14 protein-coding genes and 1 other RNA gene are annotated in these 16,247 nt (G+C 38.3%); 7 read left to right on the top strand and 8 right to left on the bottom strand.

Annotation, left to right across the window (positions count from 1 at the left end; all coding sequences use genetic code 11):
* Nucleotides 1–14: 14 nt before the first annotated feature.
* Nucleotides 15–782, top strand: coding sequence for a polyphosphate--glucose phosphotransferase (gene ppgK / locus DKG77_RS07520; RefSeq protein WP_109661823.1), 768 nt, complete (start codon nucleotides 15–17; stop codon nucleotides 780–782).
* Here ppgK and typA read toward each other — a convergent pair.
* Together typA and DKG77_RS07510 are read right to left on the bottom strand one after the other, a co-directional pair.
* The gene (gene typA / locus DKG77_RS07515) at nucleotides 779–2,578 is read right to left on the bottom strand and encodes a translational GTPase TypA (RefSeq protein ID WP_109661821.1); all 1,800 of its coding nucleotides are present in this window, start codon (nucleotides 2,576–2,578) and stop codon (nucleotides 779–781) included. The genes ppgK and typA overlap by 4 nt on opposite strands.
* 95 nt (nucleotides 2,579–2,673) lie before the next feature.
* Complete coding sequence (locus DKG77_RS07510) at nucleotides 2,674–5,073, bottom strand: TonB-dependent receptor (protein WP_109661819.1); 2,400 nt, start codon at nucleotides 5,071–5,073, stop codon at nucleotides 2,674–2,676.
* A 181-nt stretch (nucleotides 5,074–5,254) separates the two neighbouring features.
* Between DKG77_RS07510 and DKG77_RS07505 the strand changes: the two genes are divergently transcribed.
* A complete protein-coding gene (locus tag DKG77_RS07505) occupies nucleotides 5,255–6,313 on the top strand; it encodes a sensor histidine kinase (protein ID WP_109661817.1) in 1,059 nt (352 codons plus the stop codon).
* On the top strand, nucleotides 6,310–7,032 hold the full coding sequence (locus DKG77_RS07500) for a LytR/AlgR family response regulator transcription factor (protein WP_109661815.1): 723 nt from the start codon (nucleotides 6,310–6,312) through the stop codon (nucleotides 7,030–7,032). Before DKG77_RS07505 ends, DKG77_RS07500 begins: the two co-directional genes overlap by 4 nt.
* A gap of 2 nt (nucleotides 7,033–7,034) precedes the next feature.
* Here DKG77_RS07500 and DKG77_RS07495 read toward each other — a convergent pair whose 3' ends face one another.
* The gene (locus DKG77_RS07495) at nucleotides 7,035–7,592 is read right to left on the bottom strand and encodes a hypothetical protein (RefSeq protein WP_133248434.1); all 558 of its coding nucleotides are present in this window, start codon (nucleotides 7,590–7,592) and stop codon (nucleotides 7,035–7,037) included.
* 69 nt (nucleotides 7,593–7,661) lie between these two features.
* On the opposite strand from DKG77_RS07495, the gene kdsA reads away from it, so the two are divergent.
* Together kdsA and DKG77_RS07485 are read left to right on the top strand one after the other, a co-directional pair.
* Nucleotides 7,662–8,480, top strand: coding sequence for a 3-deoxy-8-phosphooctulonate synthase (kdsA, locus tag DKG77_RS07490; RefSeq protein WP_109663656.1), 819 nt, complete (start codon nucleotides 7,662–7,664; stop codon nucleotides 8,478–8,480).
* Between the two features lie 16 nt (nucleotides 8,481–8,496).
* A complete protein-coding gene (locus DKG77_RS07485) occupies nucleotides 8,497–10,464 on the top strand; it encodes a DUF3857 domain-containing protein (protein ID WP_109661810.1) in 1,968 nt (655 codons plus the stop codon).
* Nucleotides 10,465–10,467: 3 nt separating this feature from the next.
* Here the strand turns inward: DKG77_RS07485 and DKG77_RS07480 are convergent, their stop codons facing one another.
* Nucleotides 10,468–10,833, bottom strand: a complete 366-nt coding sequence (locus DKG77_RS07480; RefSeq protein WP_109661809.1) for a DUF1801 domain-containing protein — start codon at nucleotides 10,831–10,833, stop codon at nucleotides 10,468–10,470.
* A gap of 109 nt (nucleotides 10,834–10,942) precedes the next feature.
* Between DKG77_RS07480 and DKG77_RS07475 the strand changes: the two genes are divergently transcribed.
* Nucleotides 10,943–12,061 carry an Sb-PDE family phosphodiesterase gene (locus DKG77_RS07475; protein ID WP_109661807.1) on the top strand — a complete coding sequence of 373 codons (1,119 nt, stop codon included), beginning with the start codon at nucleotides 10,943–10,945 and terminating at the stop codon, nucleotides 12,059–12,061.
* Here DKG77_RS07475 and DKG77_RS07470 read toward each other — a convergent pair.
* Nucleotides 12,058–12,333 carry a hypothetical protein gene (locus tag DKG77_RS07470; protein ID WP_109661805.1) on the bottom strand — a complete coding sequence of 92 codons (276 nt, stop codon included), beginning with the start codon at nucleotides 12,331–12,333 and terminating at the stop codon, nucleotides 12,058–12,060. The two genes, DKG77_RS07475 and DKG77_RS07470, sit on opposite strands and share 4 nt — an antisense overlap.
* 84 nt (nucleotides 12,334–12,417) lie before the next feature.
* Nucleotides 12,418–13,623 (bottom strand): NAD(P)-dependent oxidoreductase, encoded by a 1,206-nt coding sequence (locus tag DKG77_RS07465; RefSeq protein ID WP_109661803.1) that lies wholly within the window; start codon nucleotides 13,621–13,623, stop codon nucleotides 12,418–12,420.
* 185 nt (nucleotides 13,624–13,808) lie between these two features.
* On the opposite strand from DKG77_RS07465, the gene ssrA reads away from it, so the two are divergent.
* Nucleotides 13,809–14,208: a transfer-messenger RNA gene (ssrA, locus tag DKG77_RS07460) on the top strand.
* Nucleotides 14,209–14,549: 341 nt separating this feature from the next.
* On the opposite strand, the gene DKG77_RS07455 is transcribed toward ssrA, so the two are convergent.
* Nucleotides 14,550–15,863, bottom strand: a complete 1,314-nt coding sequence (locus DKG77_RS07455) for a type II toxin-antitoxin system HipA family toxin (RefSeq protein WP_109663655.1) — start codon at nucleotides 15,861–15,863, stop codon at nucleotides 14,550–14,552.
* The gene (locus DKG77_RS07450) at nucleotides 15,863–16,210 is read right to left on the bottom strand and encodes a helix-turn-helix domain-containing protein (protein WP_109661801.1); all 348 of its coding nucleotides are present in this window, start codon (nucleotides 16,208–16,210) and stop codon (nucleotides 15,863–15,865) included. The genes DKG77_RS07455 and DKG77_RS07450 overlap by 1 nt, the downstream gene beginning before the upstream one ends.
* Between the last annotated feature and the right edge of the window lie 37 nt (nucleotides 16,211–16,247).

The following is a 16,247-nucleotide window of genomic DNA, read 5'->3' as shown; positions in this document are numbered from 1 at the left end:
TTTTCTTCCCTTTTATGGAAATTCTTGGTATTGATATAGGCGGATCGGGCATTAAAGGTGCATTGGTGAATGCCGAAACCGGAGAAATGTTGACAGAAAGATATCGCATACCCACTCCTAGTTCAAGAAAACCAGAAGATATGGCGGAAGTCATATCTCAAATTGTTGATCATTTTGATTACAAAGGCCCTGTGGGCTGTGGTTTTCCTACAATTGTTAAAAACGGGGTTTGTATGTCGGCAGGAAACCTTCATTCAAGTTGGGTAGGTGTAAATATTGATGAATTGTTCACCAAGGTCACCGGCCATGAGTTCACCGTTTTAAACGATGCTGATGCTGCGGGCTATGCTTCAATGAACTACGGGGTTGGAAAAGGAAAAGATGGTCTAGTACTTATGATTACCATTGGTACGGGATTGGGCAGTGGTGCTTTTTACAATGGTGTATTGCTGCCAAATTTTGAATTGGGTCAAATTCCATATAAAAAATACAAGAAAATTGAAGAGTGGGCAGCTGCATCAGCAAAAGAAAGAGAAGGCCTAACTTTAGAAAGATGGGGCAAACGCTTCAACAAATTCCTAAAATTGGTAGAATTGATCATCTCACCAGACTTGATTATTGTTGGTGGGGGCACATCAAAAAAATGGGGGGAATTCAACCATTTGATAACCATTGAGACCGATGTTGTAAAAGCAGAACTCATGAACCATGCTGGTATTATTGGGGCTGCTGTTGCCTGCCTGAGGGAACAGCATCATGGTCATTTAAGTGAGAAAGCCTAGTCTATCTTATTCCGTTTTCTATCTACTTCTTTTAGATAAATCTTTCTAAGTCTAAGGTGACTTGGAGTTACCTCAACATACTCATCTTTTTGTATGTATTCCAACGCTTCTTCCAACGAAAATTTGATAGCAGGAACTATTTTGGCTTTGTCATCTGCCCCTGCGGAACGCACATTGGACAACTTCTTTGTTTTGGTCACATTCACTGTCATATCATCGCCACGTGAATTTTCCCCAATGACCTGCCCTTCATAAATATCTTCTCCCGGATCAATAAAAAACTTGCCCCTGTCTTGAAGTTTATCAATAGAATAAGGAATGGCTGTGCCATTTTCCATGGAAACCAACGATCCATTTTGTCTTTGAGCAATTTCTCCCTTTAAAGGTTGGTACTCTAAAAAACGGTGTGCCATTATGGCTTCACCTGCGGTAGCAGTTAGCAATTGGTTTCTAAGACCAATTATTCCTCTGGATGGAATCAAAAATTCGCATAGCATTCGAGAGCCCTTGGCTTCCATGCTGGTCATTTCACCCTTTCTAATAGAGACCATTTCCACTGCTTTTCCAGACACTTCTTCTGGTAAATCAATGGTTAAATGTTCAACAGGTTCACATTTTACCCCATCAATTTCTTTGATAATAACCTGAGGTTGTCCTATCTGAAGTTCGTAACCTTCTCTGCGCATGGTTTCAATCAATACGGAAAGATGCAAAACTCCTCGACCGAAAACCATGAATTTATCGGCGCTATCTGTTTCTTCAACGCGAAGTGCCAAATTCTTTTCCAATTCTTTTTCCAAACGTTCTTTAATGTGTCTGGATGTAACAAACTTACCATCCTTGCCAAAGAATGGGCTATCATTAATCGTGAACAACATGCTCATGGTAGGTTCATCAATGGCAATGGTCTTTAGCTTTTCAGGATTTTCTAGATCAGCAACGGTGTCACCAATTTCAAAGCCTTCCATACCGACTATTGCGCAAATATCCCCCGCTACAACTTCTTGTACTTTTTTGCGACCCAATCCTTCAAAAGTAAAAAGTTCCTTCACTTTGGTCTTTACGATACTACCATCCCTTTTAACCAAGGAGATCTGTTGACCTTCCTTTAAAGTACCACGTTGTAATCTACCGATAGCAATACGTCCTGTAAAAGATGAAAAATCCAAAGAAGTGATCAACATTTGAGTAGACCCTTGCTCTGGCTTAAATTCAGGAACATGATCGATGACCATATCCAATAGAGGTTCAATATTTTCAGTAGGTTTTTCCCAATCTTCGCTCATCCAGTTCTGTTTGGCTGAACCGTAAACTGTTGGGAAATCCAATTGCCATTCTTCAGCCCCCAATTCAAACATTAAATCGAACACCTTTTCATGCACTTCTTCCGGAGTACAATTTTCTTTATCCACTTTATTGATAACAACACAAGGTTTTAATCCAAGGTCAATAGCTTTCTGTAAAACGAATCGGGTTTGCGGCATAGGCCCTTCGAAGGCGTCTACCAATAACAGTACACCGTCTGCCATATTAAGCACACGCTCCACTTCCCCTCCAAAATCGGCGTGACCGGGAGTATCTATAATGTTTATTTTAGTGTCTTTATAAACAACAGAAACGTTTTTGGAAACAATAGTAATTCCTCGTTCCCTTTCAAGGTCATTATTATCCAAAATCAAATCACCTTTGTTCTCATTGTCCCGGAACAACTGGCAATGAAACATGATTTTGTCAACCAAAGTTGTTTTACCGTGGTCAACGTGTGCTATGATAGCAATATTCTTAATTTTGGACATAACCTGATTTTTAAGCCTGCAAAGATACTGCTATTTTCTGCTTGTTGGCACTATCAAATGTTATTTTTATCTTATTGATTTTTAGGGAGTTTGCATTAACTACCTATCCGTTTATTTTCATCTTCAAGCCCTGTCTTACGTTTTCTGGCCTTTTTTATTTCGTTTCGACCAAAATCATAGGTAAAGCTGAATGCCACTTGCCTAGAATCACTTCCTCCTCTCCCATCTATAAAGAGCGTTCCAAACTGGGTTGTCCCCGTCCAAGGAACGGTATATAAAATATCGTTAAAGGCCAATCTTCCAGTCACCCTATTATTAAAGAACTTCTTTTGAAATGCCAAATTCAGAGAGCCTAAGGCTTCAGTCTGATAGGTACCTCCCCAAATTGACGGTGAACTATACCAACCAGAAACTTCCATTTTAAAACCTTTGGACAATGTAAAAGTGTTCTGGGCATAGAAACTTAAGGTTTCTTGCCTTACAGGTAAAAACTCAAGGCTTGTGGCTTTGTAATCACTGATGTAAGCGTTAAGGCTAAAATAGATATTCCACCATTCATACATTTTCTTGGGATATGAAACCCCAAAATTGATGACTTCCTGATCTGCTACGTTTAATGTGGTTAAAAAATTGGCACTCTCTCCATCTGCTACGGTAACACGGGCAAAAAAATCTGAAATGTACGAATAACTCAAAGAGGTGGTTAAACGATAATTAAAGGTGTGGGATAGTTTTATGTTATCTGTGTACTGCGGTTGGAGAAAGGGGTTTCCTTTGCTAAATGACAGCTCGTCCAATTTATACTCAAAGGGATTTAAGGATTGATAGTTGGGTCTCTGTATGCGCTTGCTATAGGTAAGTGCAAATTGGTTTTTCCGATTCAGTTGAAAAGTCAAGCCCCCAGAAGGAAAAAAATCAGTGTAATCTCTTTGTACTCTTTCATCACTACTATCCTGAGTACTTTCCAATTCACCATCAGATACTGTATTTTCCACTCTAAGACCTGCCTGAATGTTCCATTTGCCCCATTTACGATTGAAATTTACATAACCGGCGTTTATATTTTCAGCATAAGAGAATTGATTGCTCTGTAAAGCATCTAGAACATTCTGACCGTTGATTTGGTTGAAAAAATCAAAAGTATTATCCGTATTGACTTGGGAAAACTTAAATCCAATACCCAACTTTCCTTTTAAAAAGTTTTGCTCAAAATCCGTTTTAATGGTAACAATATCTATATCTATTGGTGTTTGCTGAAAAGTGATGCGTTCATTCAGTATCTGAGTCTCATCCCCATTAAAATATACATTGGGCTGAAACGCGTTCCTATCACTGTTATATTTACCATAATCCAAATCAACATTTACACTGTAGCCTAACGTATCTGAGTATTTGTAGTTAAAGTTTGCATTGATGTTGTAAGAAGTATTGTCTGTCTGGTTCAACGCAACCAATACACTGTCTATTTGAGCGCTATTTGCCAGCCTAATTGGTGTTCGGGCGTTATTTGTACTGAAACCATTGTTTAAATTGGCATTAAAAATAGCACCAATGGTGTTTTTGGAATTTAAATAATGATCATAGCCCAGCTTCAGATTGTTGCTATTCCTATCACTTATTCTATTGCTTCTTGAATCAAATTGTGTCTCGGACTGTGTTCTTAAAAGGTCTATGAAGCTGGTACTTTTCCCAAATCGATTGCTGTAGGTACCGTATAGATTTCCTATTCTACCTCTATTGTTAAAGTTTAAGCTAGAGTTATACCTTGCAAAATCCCCATTGGTCAGTCCAGAGGTGTATGTTCCATTGGTACCTAAACTTTTATCCTTCTTCAGCTTTATATTGATGATTCCTGCATTACCTGCAGCATCATATTTGGATGAAGGTTGGGTAATAATCTCCACTGCCTCAATATCCGTTGCCTGAATGCTCTCCAAATAATTGAACAAATCCTCTCCTTGTAAAACGGATAATTTTCCATCAATAAAAATTTGAACACCGGTTTTACCTTCTAAAACAATCCCTCCATTGTTGTCCACTATTACCCCTGGTGCTTTCCTTAACAACTCAAAAGCACTTGTCCCCGTTGCATTGATGGTATTCTCCACATTGAACACGGTTTTATCTGCAAAAACCTGTACCATAGGTTTTTCAGCAACAACTGTTACTTCTTCCAAACTTTCGGTAGTTTCATATAACAGAATTACTCCTAAATTAAGATTGCCGCCATTATAGTTTAGGTTTCTATCGTAATCCTCATACCCAATGCTAGAAATGTTTAGATTATATTCTCCTGGCAAAATTCCTTGTAATACAAAGCCCCCATTTTCTTCACTTATAGTAGCCTTGACCAAAGTAGAATCAATGGCCCTATTAAGGGTAATAGCTGCATATGGAACCGAATTCCCTAGTTCTGATTGCAGGACCCCATTTATACTTTGCGCAAACGATAGACTTGATAGGAATAAAAAGAAAGCCGAAATACTGATTTTCATGATATTTATTTTAAATAGATACCCAAAATTTCCAATTTGGTTACATATTTAAAAGGAGAATCTGCCCAATGGCCTTATTTGGTGATGAATGGACCGGACCATCCATCGACGTATAGGACCATTCACCTGTATTGGTTTTTATAAAATATGCTTTGTCATTACCTTTCGTGAAAGAAAAATAATGGGCAATAAGGTTATTTGGGGCATTACGGTAAAAGAGCTTTTAATCGTTTTATCATTCTACATTGTATCTGCGTTTTTTTATCATCTTACCGTCTGGTCCAGCTCAGCGCAGTATACCACTACCAATTCAGCACTTCTTGGACTTAAAGCATTTGCTGACGGCGGAGGGCTTCAATATGGAATATTTTTATTGTTCACTATTCCTATTTGGTGGTTAATTTTTATAAAGTTGAAGCACATTAAGCTTTGGAAGCGTTTGCTATTGCACATGCTCTTTTTACCTATTTTTATTTATACCGCCCAAATACTGTATTATTATGTTTGTGAAGCATTGGGATGGTTTCATCTTGAAGGTACCGGACAAGTATGGGATCTGTACATTCCCGCTCTCTTTTATCTTATTCAGTTTGGGATATTTCATGCATATGAGCATTACAAGGATAATCAAGAGAAGTTGAAATTGGAAGGAGAACTTAAGCAAGCCGCCCTAAAAAGTGAGTTGGCCGCCATAAAAGCACAATTAAATCCACATTTCTTGTATAATGTATTTAATACCATCAATGCTTCTGTTCCTCCCAAACAAGAAAAAACCAGGCAACTTATTGCCACACTTTCCGATCTGTTTCGGTATCAGCTCAAAGCTTCTAAAAAGGAATTTGTAACTCTTGAAGAGGAACTGGATTTTGTAAAAAAGTATCTGAAATTGGAAAAAGCACGTTTTGAAGAACGACTTAACATCGAGATTAATGTTCCGGAATTCTTATACAAAGAACAAATCCCTCCAATGCTTTTGCAGCCTTTGGTAGAAAATTCGGTCAAGCATGGTATTTCCAACAATTTAAAGGGCGGAACTATTTCCATAACCATTTTTAAGGAAGCCGAAAAATTAAAGTTTGAAATTGCAGATACTGGAATTGGGGCAAAAGACAAAGAGAGCTTATTCAACAAAGGTGTTGGGCTCACAAATACGCGATTGCGCCTATTAAAAATGTATCAATCCAAATTGGAAGTTTTGGATAATTATCCACAAGGTCTTAAAATATCCTTTGTGTTATGAAGAAAGTCTTAATTGCAGATGACGAAAAGGCAGGTAGAATTCTTATTAAAGAATATTTAGAAGATTATCCAGATCTAGTGCTCATTGCGGAGGTAAATAACGGGGTAGATGCTATTACGGAAATAAACAGGTTTAAGCCAGATTTGGTTTTTTTGGACATTCAAATGCCCGGTAAAACAGGTTTTGAAGTATTGAATCATTTAGAAGAAATTCCAAAAATCATCTTTTCAACAGCGTACGACGAATATGCGCTTAAAGCCTTTGAGGTTCATGCGGTGGACTATTTATTAAAACCGTATACCAAAGAACGTTTTAAGATAGCCGTAGAACGTTTAAACTCGGACAACCAAAAAATAGAAGGTTTGGCCCAGAGCATTTTTATGGAAGAGACTTCTTATCCCAACCGGGTTTTGGTGCATCACAATAAAAAACTGATAACCATCAAATGCGAAGAAATTATATGGATTGAGGCTTATGGCGACTATTCTAAAATTCATACCATCAACCAAATTCATCTCAGTAATTTTGGTATCTCTGACCTGGAACAGAAGCTTAACCCTCAATTGTTCTTGAGAGTACATCGTTCTTCAATGATTAATCTAGATCGGGTCAAAGAACTTAATAAATATGGTAAAAGTTATGATGTAACCATGGAAAATGGAGATGTCATTAGGGTAAGCCGTGGTTATATGGATACTATAAAGAAGATTATGCTATAAGATCATCGACCAACACACCATCTTTTTTCACTTATTATCCATCCTATACTAAGGTTAACAACCGGATGAACACCGCCTCTAAAAGGTCCTACATAATAGCCCGCTCCGGCATCAATAGAAAAACTCAATCCAGAATTGTAACTTCGTTGAAGGCCATACACCAGTCCACCATAACCATGAACTCCTTTTACCAATCTGTTTTCCACAATACGATCGTCAGGAGAAAAAAATGCCACAGTGGGAGCAATATAATTTCCTGAGTTTCCATAAATCTGTCTACCCCTCCTATCTCTGCTATTTAAATTATGATAGTATCTATTCTGAACTGTAATTGCGGGAAAGAAATCATAGTCCTCAATTGGTTTGGAGCTTGCCGGCTCTATTGCTGCTTGCCATGCTACCCTAAAATCCAAGGTACTATTGACCCCCAACGCCATCTCATATTCCAGACCTGGGTTAAAGAGATTTATTTTGATCTGTCTTACCTCGCAGTTTTTGCCAAATTGGGCATTTATCAAAGTGCAACAAAAGAATGCTGCCAAAAAGATAATTCTATGCATTGTAGGTTAATTTGGTACTATTATAACATATACTTTTTCAAAATAGTATTTTTGCCAAAACATGTATTGATGCAATTAGACGTAATCCCCCAGTTAAAACATACAAACAGTGGTAATTTTTTCTTGCTTGCGGGCCCTTGTGCTATAGAAGGCGAGGATATGGCACTCCATATAGGGGAACGTGTTGTTGAGATTGCTGACAAGCTCAAAATTCCATATGTTTTTAAAGGAAGTTTTAAAAAAGCCAACAGGAGCAGAATAGACTCTTTTACCGGTATTGGTGATGAAAAAGCTTTGAAAATACTTAGAAAAGTATCAGAAACCTTTAATGTTCCTACGGTTACGGACATACATACAGAACAAGATGCAGCTATGGCAGCGGAATATGTGGATATCCTTCAAATTCCTGCTTTTTTGGTTAGACAAACAGATTTGGTCGTAGCCGCTGCAAAAACTGGTAAAACAGTTAACCTAAAAAAAGGGCAATTTATGTCTCCCGAAAGCATGAAGCATGCTGTTACCAAAGTAACGGAGACAGGCAATGAACAAGCGATCATAACCGACCGAGGCACCATGTTCGGTTACCAAGATATGATCGTGGATTTTAGAGGCATCCCAACCATGAAACAGTATGCGCCCGTTGTACTAGATGTAACGCATTCTTTACAACAACCAAATCAATCTTCTGGCGTTACAGGAGGTAGACCCGCACTTATTGGAACAATGGCTCGTGCTGGAATTGCGGCAGGAGTTGACGGACTTTTCATGGAAACTCATTTTGACCCAGCCAATGCCAAGAGCGATGGGGCAAACATGCTGGACCTAAGCTTACTTGAAAAACTATTGACCGATTTGGTCGCCATCAGGAAAACCATTAATAGCCTCTAACCAACTTCTCATTTGAATGGATTTTAAGAAAATTGTTCAACTACTATTTTATTGTTGTTTTTTAGTGGTAAATGGTCAAAAAGATGATGAATTTGGAAGCCTTACTTCTTTTGAGAAAAATTTTGAAACGTACGAGAAGGATTCAACTGCAAATGCAATCGTACTTTTTGAAAAAGGTAAAGCTCATTTTGAAGTATTAGGTAGAAAAATAAGGCTGATCAAAGAATACCATGTCAAGATAAAAATTTTAAAAAAGGAAGGTTTTGATGAAGCCAATATTTCCATTCCATACTATCATAAAGATAGACTAACCGAAATAGTTGAAAAGATTAATGCCATAACCCATAACGGAGATTCAAAAAGTCATGTTTTGGAAAATAAGATTTATACCTCTGATATAAGTGAAAATCGGTCAGAAAAAAAATTCACTTTTCCAAATGTACAGGAAGGCAGTATTCTGGAGTATGAATACAAATTGATCACACCTTACATGTTCAATTTAACAGGATGGGTATTCCAAAGTGATATTCCAAAAATAAGTAGTGAATTCACCGCTGAGATACCAGGAAATTATGTTTACAATAGAACCCTCATTGGTTCCTTAAAACTGGATATTAACGAATCCATTCTTAAAAAAAATTGTTTTCACATAGAGGGTTATGCTAAAACTGGTGATTGTGAGGTGGTCAAATATGGAATGAAAAATATCCCGGCTTTTAAGGAAGCGGAAAATTATATGTTGGCTCCTTCAAATTACATTTCAAAAATTGAGTTTGAGCTATCTGAGTTTAAAGGATTCGATGGAGTTCGGGAAAAGTATACCAAAACTTGGAAAGATGTGGATAAAGAGTTTAGAGCTGATAAAAATATTGGAAGACAGCTTTCAAAAAATTCTTATTTCGAAAAAAATGTGCCGCTCGAACTTTTTAATGAACCTGATGACCTTAAAAGAGCAAAAAAAATATATGAGTTTACAAAAAGCTATTTCACTTGGAATAAAAAATACAGCATTCATCAAAATAGCAGAGTAAAAGATGCTTTTGAGAAAAGAACGGGGAGTGTGGGAGAAATTAATTTGTCCCTAATTAACTTGCTTAATGCTTCTAATATTAAAGCAGAAATAATGCTCATGTCAACTAGAGAAAAGGGGGTGCCAAAAAAAACACACCCCGTAATGTCGGATTTTAATTATCTAGTGGCAAAAACAGAGATTAATGGGGTAAGCTATCTTTTGGATGCCACTGATAAGGAAATCCCTTTTGGAATGCTCCCTTATAGATGCCTAAACCTTTATGGCAGGGTAATGGATTTTAAAAACGGAAGCTATTGGCACGATATTCAACCGGAAGAGAAAAATAGAAGCCTAGTTAGGGGCATGGTTTCTTTGGACTTGGAAAACCAAATAATTGAAGGAAGTTTTAATACTATTCAAACAGGGTATTACGCAGTCAAAAAAAGAAAAGACCTTGAGGCATTCTCCAACGAGGAATATCTTTTAGGAATTGAAGATTCCTTTGCAAACGAGGTAACCATTTCGGATTATCAGTTACAGGAAAAAATCTCAGATGAGAAAACGGTTTCAGAACGGTATAAGTTCAAATGGCAAATTGAAAAAGTTGAGGACAAACTATATCTAAACCCCTTTTTCATTAAATTCTTTACAAAGAATCCCTTTATCCTTGAGAAACACAACTATCCAATAGATTTTGGATATAACAGGAACTTTAAGTATCAGATGCACATTAAAGTCCCCGAAGGATACAGTCTAAAGAATTTACCACAAAACAGCAATATTGTTCTGGGCGATGATTCAGGTCATTTAAGATTGTTGTATGAAGAAAAGCATGGCTTAATTACAATACTTTTTGATTTTTCCATTAAGAAGTCTCATTACCCTCCAGATTACTACAGTCCTCTTCAAGAAATCTTCAAAAACGCCGTAAATGTCCAAAAAAATTCACTGATTGTATTGGAAAAAATATAGATGCTATTTCCAAAACCCTTTGTGGTTTACGCTAAGGGCATCTTGCAGGACCTCAACCAAAATTTGGCCATCTATTTCTTCCAAAGTAGTGTAGCGTAAGGATTTCATTACTTTTCTTCCATCCGTGGTCATTTTATTTAGATGCTTGGTCAGATGGGTCGCACTCCAGAAACCCACATCTACGTACCTCTTTTTGGAAGATACGTTCAAATAGCAAAAAGGCTTGCCCTCCAAATAATAAAATGGAATTCTATATTTGAATTTTAATTCCAACTCTGGAAAAGTAGTTTCAATCAGTACTTGCAACTGTAGTAAAATACTTTTAAAGGGTTCTTCTTGATTTAAAATATAGTCTTCTGCCGGATTCATACTTCAAAAATCGACAATACCTATTGATTAATCATTTCTTAACCAAGAAAAAATCTTTACGCCTCCTTAGCTAAATGCTAGTTTTTATAACTTTGAGAAAACCACACTTATGAAACTCCAACCACTTTTAGTTGTTCTTCTTTTTTCCTTTGTGCTAAATGCCCAAGAACATTCGCACAAAAGTTTGGGCGCTATTGTGTACCCAAATGTTCCCGGTTACAAAACTTTGAAAACAGATTTGCACCAACATACTGTATTTTCTGATGGAAACGTTTGGCCTACCATTCGTGTGATGGAAGCCTTACGGGACAACTTGGACGTAATCTCATTGACCGAACATATAGAGTACCAACCCCATTCCGAGGACATTCCACATCCTGATAGAAATCGTTCCTTTGAATTGGCGCTGCAAGAGGCCAAGAATCATGATCTATTAATTGTGCATGGTTCTGAAATTACAAGAAATGCACCAGTAGGACATAGCAATGCCATCTTTATTTCTGATGCCAATAAGCTGCTGCAAGAAGACGCTGAAGACGCTTTTGCCACAGCAAAAAAACAAGGTGCTTTTGTGTTTTGGAATCATCCGGCCTGGTATCCCCAAAATCCCGATGGAAATCCCAATTTGAGTGATTTTCAAAAAAATCGAATCAAAAATGGGGAGTTACATGGTATTGAAGTGATCAATACAACCGACTACGCCGAAGAATCTTTAGCTCTAGCCCTAGAAAACAATTTAACGATTATGGGAACGAGTGACGTGCATGATCTAATTGATTGGGACTATATTGAAAAAGGGCACAATAGGCCAATTACGCTGGTTTTTGCCAAAGAAAGGTCAGAAACTGCCTTAAAAGAAGCTCTTTTTGCAGGTAGAACGGTTGCTGTCTTTAATTCGCTATTGGTTGGAAAGGAAGAGAACTTAATTCCATTATTAAAAGCATCCATTGTTCTAGAGGATGTTGAGTATATCAATAAAACCTCTATTTTGAAGGTTACCATGAAAAACGTTTCGAGCAGTGACCTCTTGTTTGAAAACCAAATGGAACATACATTCTATTCAAGTTCTCCCGTTTTTACGGTTCCTGCGAAAGGAACAAAAACCATACAAATAAAAACTCTGAAAAGATTGAGTTCCATTGAACTAAAAATGAAAGCTTTGGGAGCTTATGTTGCTCCTAAAAAACATCCCGTAGTAAAATGGCAGATTGACGTTGGTAATAACTAAACCAAGGAGAAAAGCGCAGAACCGTTGATTTCATCATCAAAGTCCGTTTTTATCTTTTCTATGAAGTCCTGTGGCGTTTTTTCTGATATCCAAACCCATTGGTTTTTTATATCCACATCAAAATGGAAAGAAGAAAAATCTCCATGGCACTCATTATCCATGTGGGATAATAGAAATTTGGTTATTCTAGGTCGTAATCGATATTCTAAATCTATACAGACCTTTTTAATGGTTGGATTGGTATCTCCAGAAATTACCCAGTTGAATTTCACAGTTTGGTTATAAAAGGAAAGCTCAAGATAACAAAAAATGTCTTTTAATGAACAGTGTTCTTTTGCTGTTCGACTAACCACATTTTATTCCAGACCATCCACGTAATCTTGAAGGTAAGCGTACCGTTTGGTAAGGCTTCCATTCTGCGTCATTCTCGCTCTTTCTAGAATTCCATTTTCATCGTTATTAAAGAAAGCCGGTATCACATGTTTTGAAAATGCTTCTCCAAAACCATTACTGGCATCTCTGGGCAATTCACAGGGAAGGTTGTCCACGGCCATTACGGCAATAGCTTCTGGTCTTTTAAAGTCTGTTTCCTTTTCTGTTTGTGGATCATAGCCATAAATGGGCTCAGCAATGGTAGACGGTTTTATTGTTGAGGCAACGGGACCGTCAATATCACAGCTAACATCTGCTACTACCTTTATTTTAAAATTGGGGTGCTTTGCATCTTCACGCGTGTACAAATATGGAGCCCCGTCACCATAAAAATGGCCTGCTATGTAGAAATCCGTTACTTCTGCAAAACGAAAAAAATTGGACCTGTACTCATAGGGGTTCTTAAAAAAGTCTGCTTTGTTGCCACGCACACCGTCCTTGCGCTTGTTATACTCCGAAGCATCTATTTGGCAATATACAGGTTCATTGAAAGTATCTTTAAGGTATTCGGCCACGTTTACTTTTTTTAGACCCATGGCATCCAACATTTCTCTAGATCCGTTGCCCACTCTACCCCTGCCTGTAAGCATAATCTTTATGTTTGGCAGTTTTATTTTTTGAAGCTCAGAGATCAAAGCCTGCTGGTCCTTTAAAGTTTCCGCTTTTGGAAGATTAAAAATGTCAAACTTTAGACCATAGGCCCGAATGCCATTATAAGCGCCCACTATGCCCGCATAACGGCCAAATGCCACTAGACGTTGCCCATTGCTATTGGTAATTACCTCATGATCGTAGAGTTCTATATTTTTTTCTAAAATGGCTTTAAGTAGGGGACGGTTATAAGGTTGTTTTTTGATGGTATGTGAGAAGAAAAAATACTTTTTGCTCGGAATTAAAGCTTCTATTGGGACTTCTTTTACACCAAGTAAAACATCGCAATTTTCCATATTGCGGGATATTGGAATGCCTTTTTCTTGATATTCATTGTCCTTAAACACCCTAATAGGGGAAGATTCTACAGTTAATTGCGCTTCTGGAAAGGTGGAAAGGACATTTTGACACTCGATCGGGGACAGCACCACCCTGCGATCTGGAGGGTTTTTTCGTTCTCTTATAATTCCGAACTTCATAAATGATCTGGTATAATTATTGACCTAAAATAAGGGTATTGAAGAGGTGGTACAAACTTTTTTCTCCTTTGATAGATAAAAGTTAACTTTGCCGCCCGCGTTAGGGATAGAGGCAAGTACATTGTACAGCCGATAGCCCGACCCTTTTAGAGAAAGGGAAACGCCATATTTGTTCTTTGAATTATGGGGCCGACCGGTTTTGACAGCGAGACCAATGGCAATGTAAGCATGTCGAGCGCTGGGATACAGCTCGTTAATCTCATTTTCCACACTTTTAATTGGCGATAATAATTACGCTCTTGCCGCTTAATCCGAATTATAGTAGGATTTAGCCTCGTCCCTACTAGGTAGGGAAGCGAGATGTTCCTGGATAGCCCTTGTTGACGGCGATTCGTTTTGGAGCACCATAAAAGTCAACATAAGGGTGTTGTTCGCTTTGGCAATGTCACTAAAACCTTAAGAAGCTAAGTGTACGATAGGCGGTCTTTGGTCGGTCGTGCATCGAAAATTGAACAAGGACTAAGCATGTAGAAAGCATTGACTTTGCTTGTTTGGACGAGGGTTCGACTCCCTCCGGCTCCACTTTTTAAGCCTCCTTCTGGGGGCTTTGTTTGTTTTATTGCGATGCTGCATCAGAGCATCGTTTTTAGCATGCCACCCTCTTGCTTTGCATTTTTTACTCGTAAAAACTCGCTTCAAACTGTAAACTATCAGCTCTTCAAACAATATCAAATCCAAGGAAAAGAAATTAAAAGTCTTTTGTTTTTTACATTCAGAGCATTTTCTCTTTTTCGACCCAACAAATGGCAATAATTGATATCAAATCTTATTAAAAAAGGGGGTTATACGGTGAGTATTAATAATAGGAGGTATTGGAAAGCCTATTACATCTAAAATCTTGGAGTTAGATTCTGGTCTTTATACGTCTATTTTATATCCATCTGGATTAATGTTTCCCGGATTGCATTTTTTTTCTTTTGGTCCACAGCTACCATATCAGCGTATTTAGACCATTGGGAGACCACTTCATTGACATGACCAATGATTTCCCGTGCATTCTTAATATTCATGGATTTTGCCATATTGAGAAAATCTGCCAATGAAATGTTGTTGCGCTTGCCATTGATGCTCAATGCATGTTGGCTTACCCACACACTATCAGGCCTATAGGCATGACATAAATCATAGGCCGGTGCCAATTCCCATTTTCCGTCATGCTTTAGCCGGAATGAAAAATTTTTCGTATGGTCGTCACAATTTCTACTCAGCACATTAAATACCATTCTCCGAAACATCTCTTCTGCCTCCGGGTAACTCAACTTAAGTTCTCGCATGGTCTGAAACAACTGCTCATAACTAAAGCTGGTGACTTCGTTATAATCGAAATGTTTGAGACCGCAGAAGGTTTGTATGTGGTGTTTTATGTTTCCCTCTTCCCTATCAAATCTTTTCGTCATAAAGTGAGCCCGTCCATTTTCCTCCAATAGCTCACAGGGCATCATGTCAACACCACAATCCTTGGCCATTAGGTAATAGGCCATTTCCACACGTCCATATCCTTGCGTATCCCCAAGTTGCACATCACTTACACCATCAAGTTTAATGAGCCAATGCTCAAATCCTTTGGGCACATTGGACTGTCCGGACCTGACCTCACCTGTTTTTCTATTGAGTGCAATCACAGCTTTTGGCCGTGCCCCCCCTGCTGATGTCCCTATCGTGATCATTTGACGTATTGCGTCTTCCTGCTCACTTTTTACGTTAACCGTGAAGTCTTCCCTTTGTTTTAGCATTTGTCTTGCAATATCCACAAGACTATCTACTTCTACCTTAAATGTATTCCGTCTTCTTTTTGGTTTTTCCGGCTCAAACTCCAGTGCCCCCATTCCCCTGACGCCTATGAAACTCAATTGCTCTACGGGATTCATACTATTTTCCGGACGTCCCTGTTGGGCCAGCCAGACATTGATCAGTTGGTTTCCGTATTTATCCGGCAACACATCCGCCAATAGCCCAGGCAATCCCTTAAACGTATCGTATTCACTGTTTCTTTCGGGTCTCAGCTCAGGAAAGGTAAAAATGGTCTGCCCACTGTTCAGGGGCATTTTGAGCGGAGAGAGCTCCCAGCCTTCGTTGACAAACTTTTTATCATATTCAAAAACACCTAGGTGTTGATCTGGATCCCAAGCAACGGCACCAACTAGCTTACCCCATATCTTAATAAATGCAACACTGTCCATTACCATTCACTTTTTTCCGTTCCGTCTTTTTTGTTACCACGCGCCCTTTCCCTTTCTTCTTTTCTTTGCTTTGCCAAGGCAATGGGACTCACTTGTTTTTGAACCTGGAATGCATCCATGACAAATAACAGGTCCAACATGCGCAACACCTGTATCAAGGTGGCAACGGTTACCGTTTCCCCTCGCTCCAGTAAACTAAGGGTGGACCTGCTGATATTGGCCTCGTTAGCCACTGTGCCTTGGGATAGGTTCTTTTTTAGTCGATGGTGCCTCACAAAAAAACCTATGGTTTCCATCAAGGATTTATCACTCATTGAGTGCCAATTATTGTACAATTTATCATTCATTATATTTATTTTTATCACTTATCGCATGAAATATCAT

The organism is Flagellimonas aquimarina, assembly GCF_003149745.1.
GTDB classification, from domain to species: domain Bacteria; phylum Bacteroidota; class Bacteroidia; order Flavobacteriales; family Flavobacteriaceae; genus Flagellimonas; species Flagellimonas aquimarina.
Note: the sequence above shows the minus strand (reverse complement) of the source record. Positions and strands in the feature narration are given on the sequence as shown.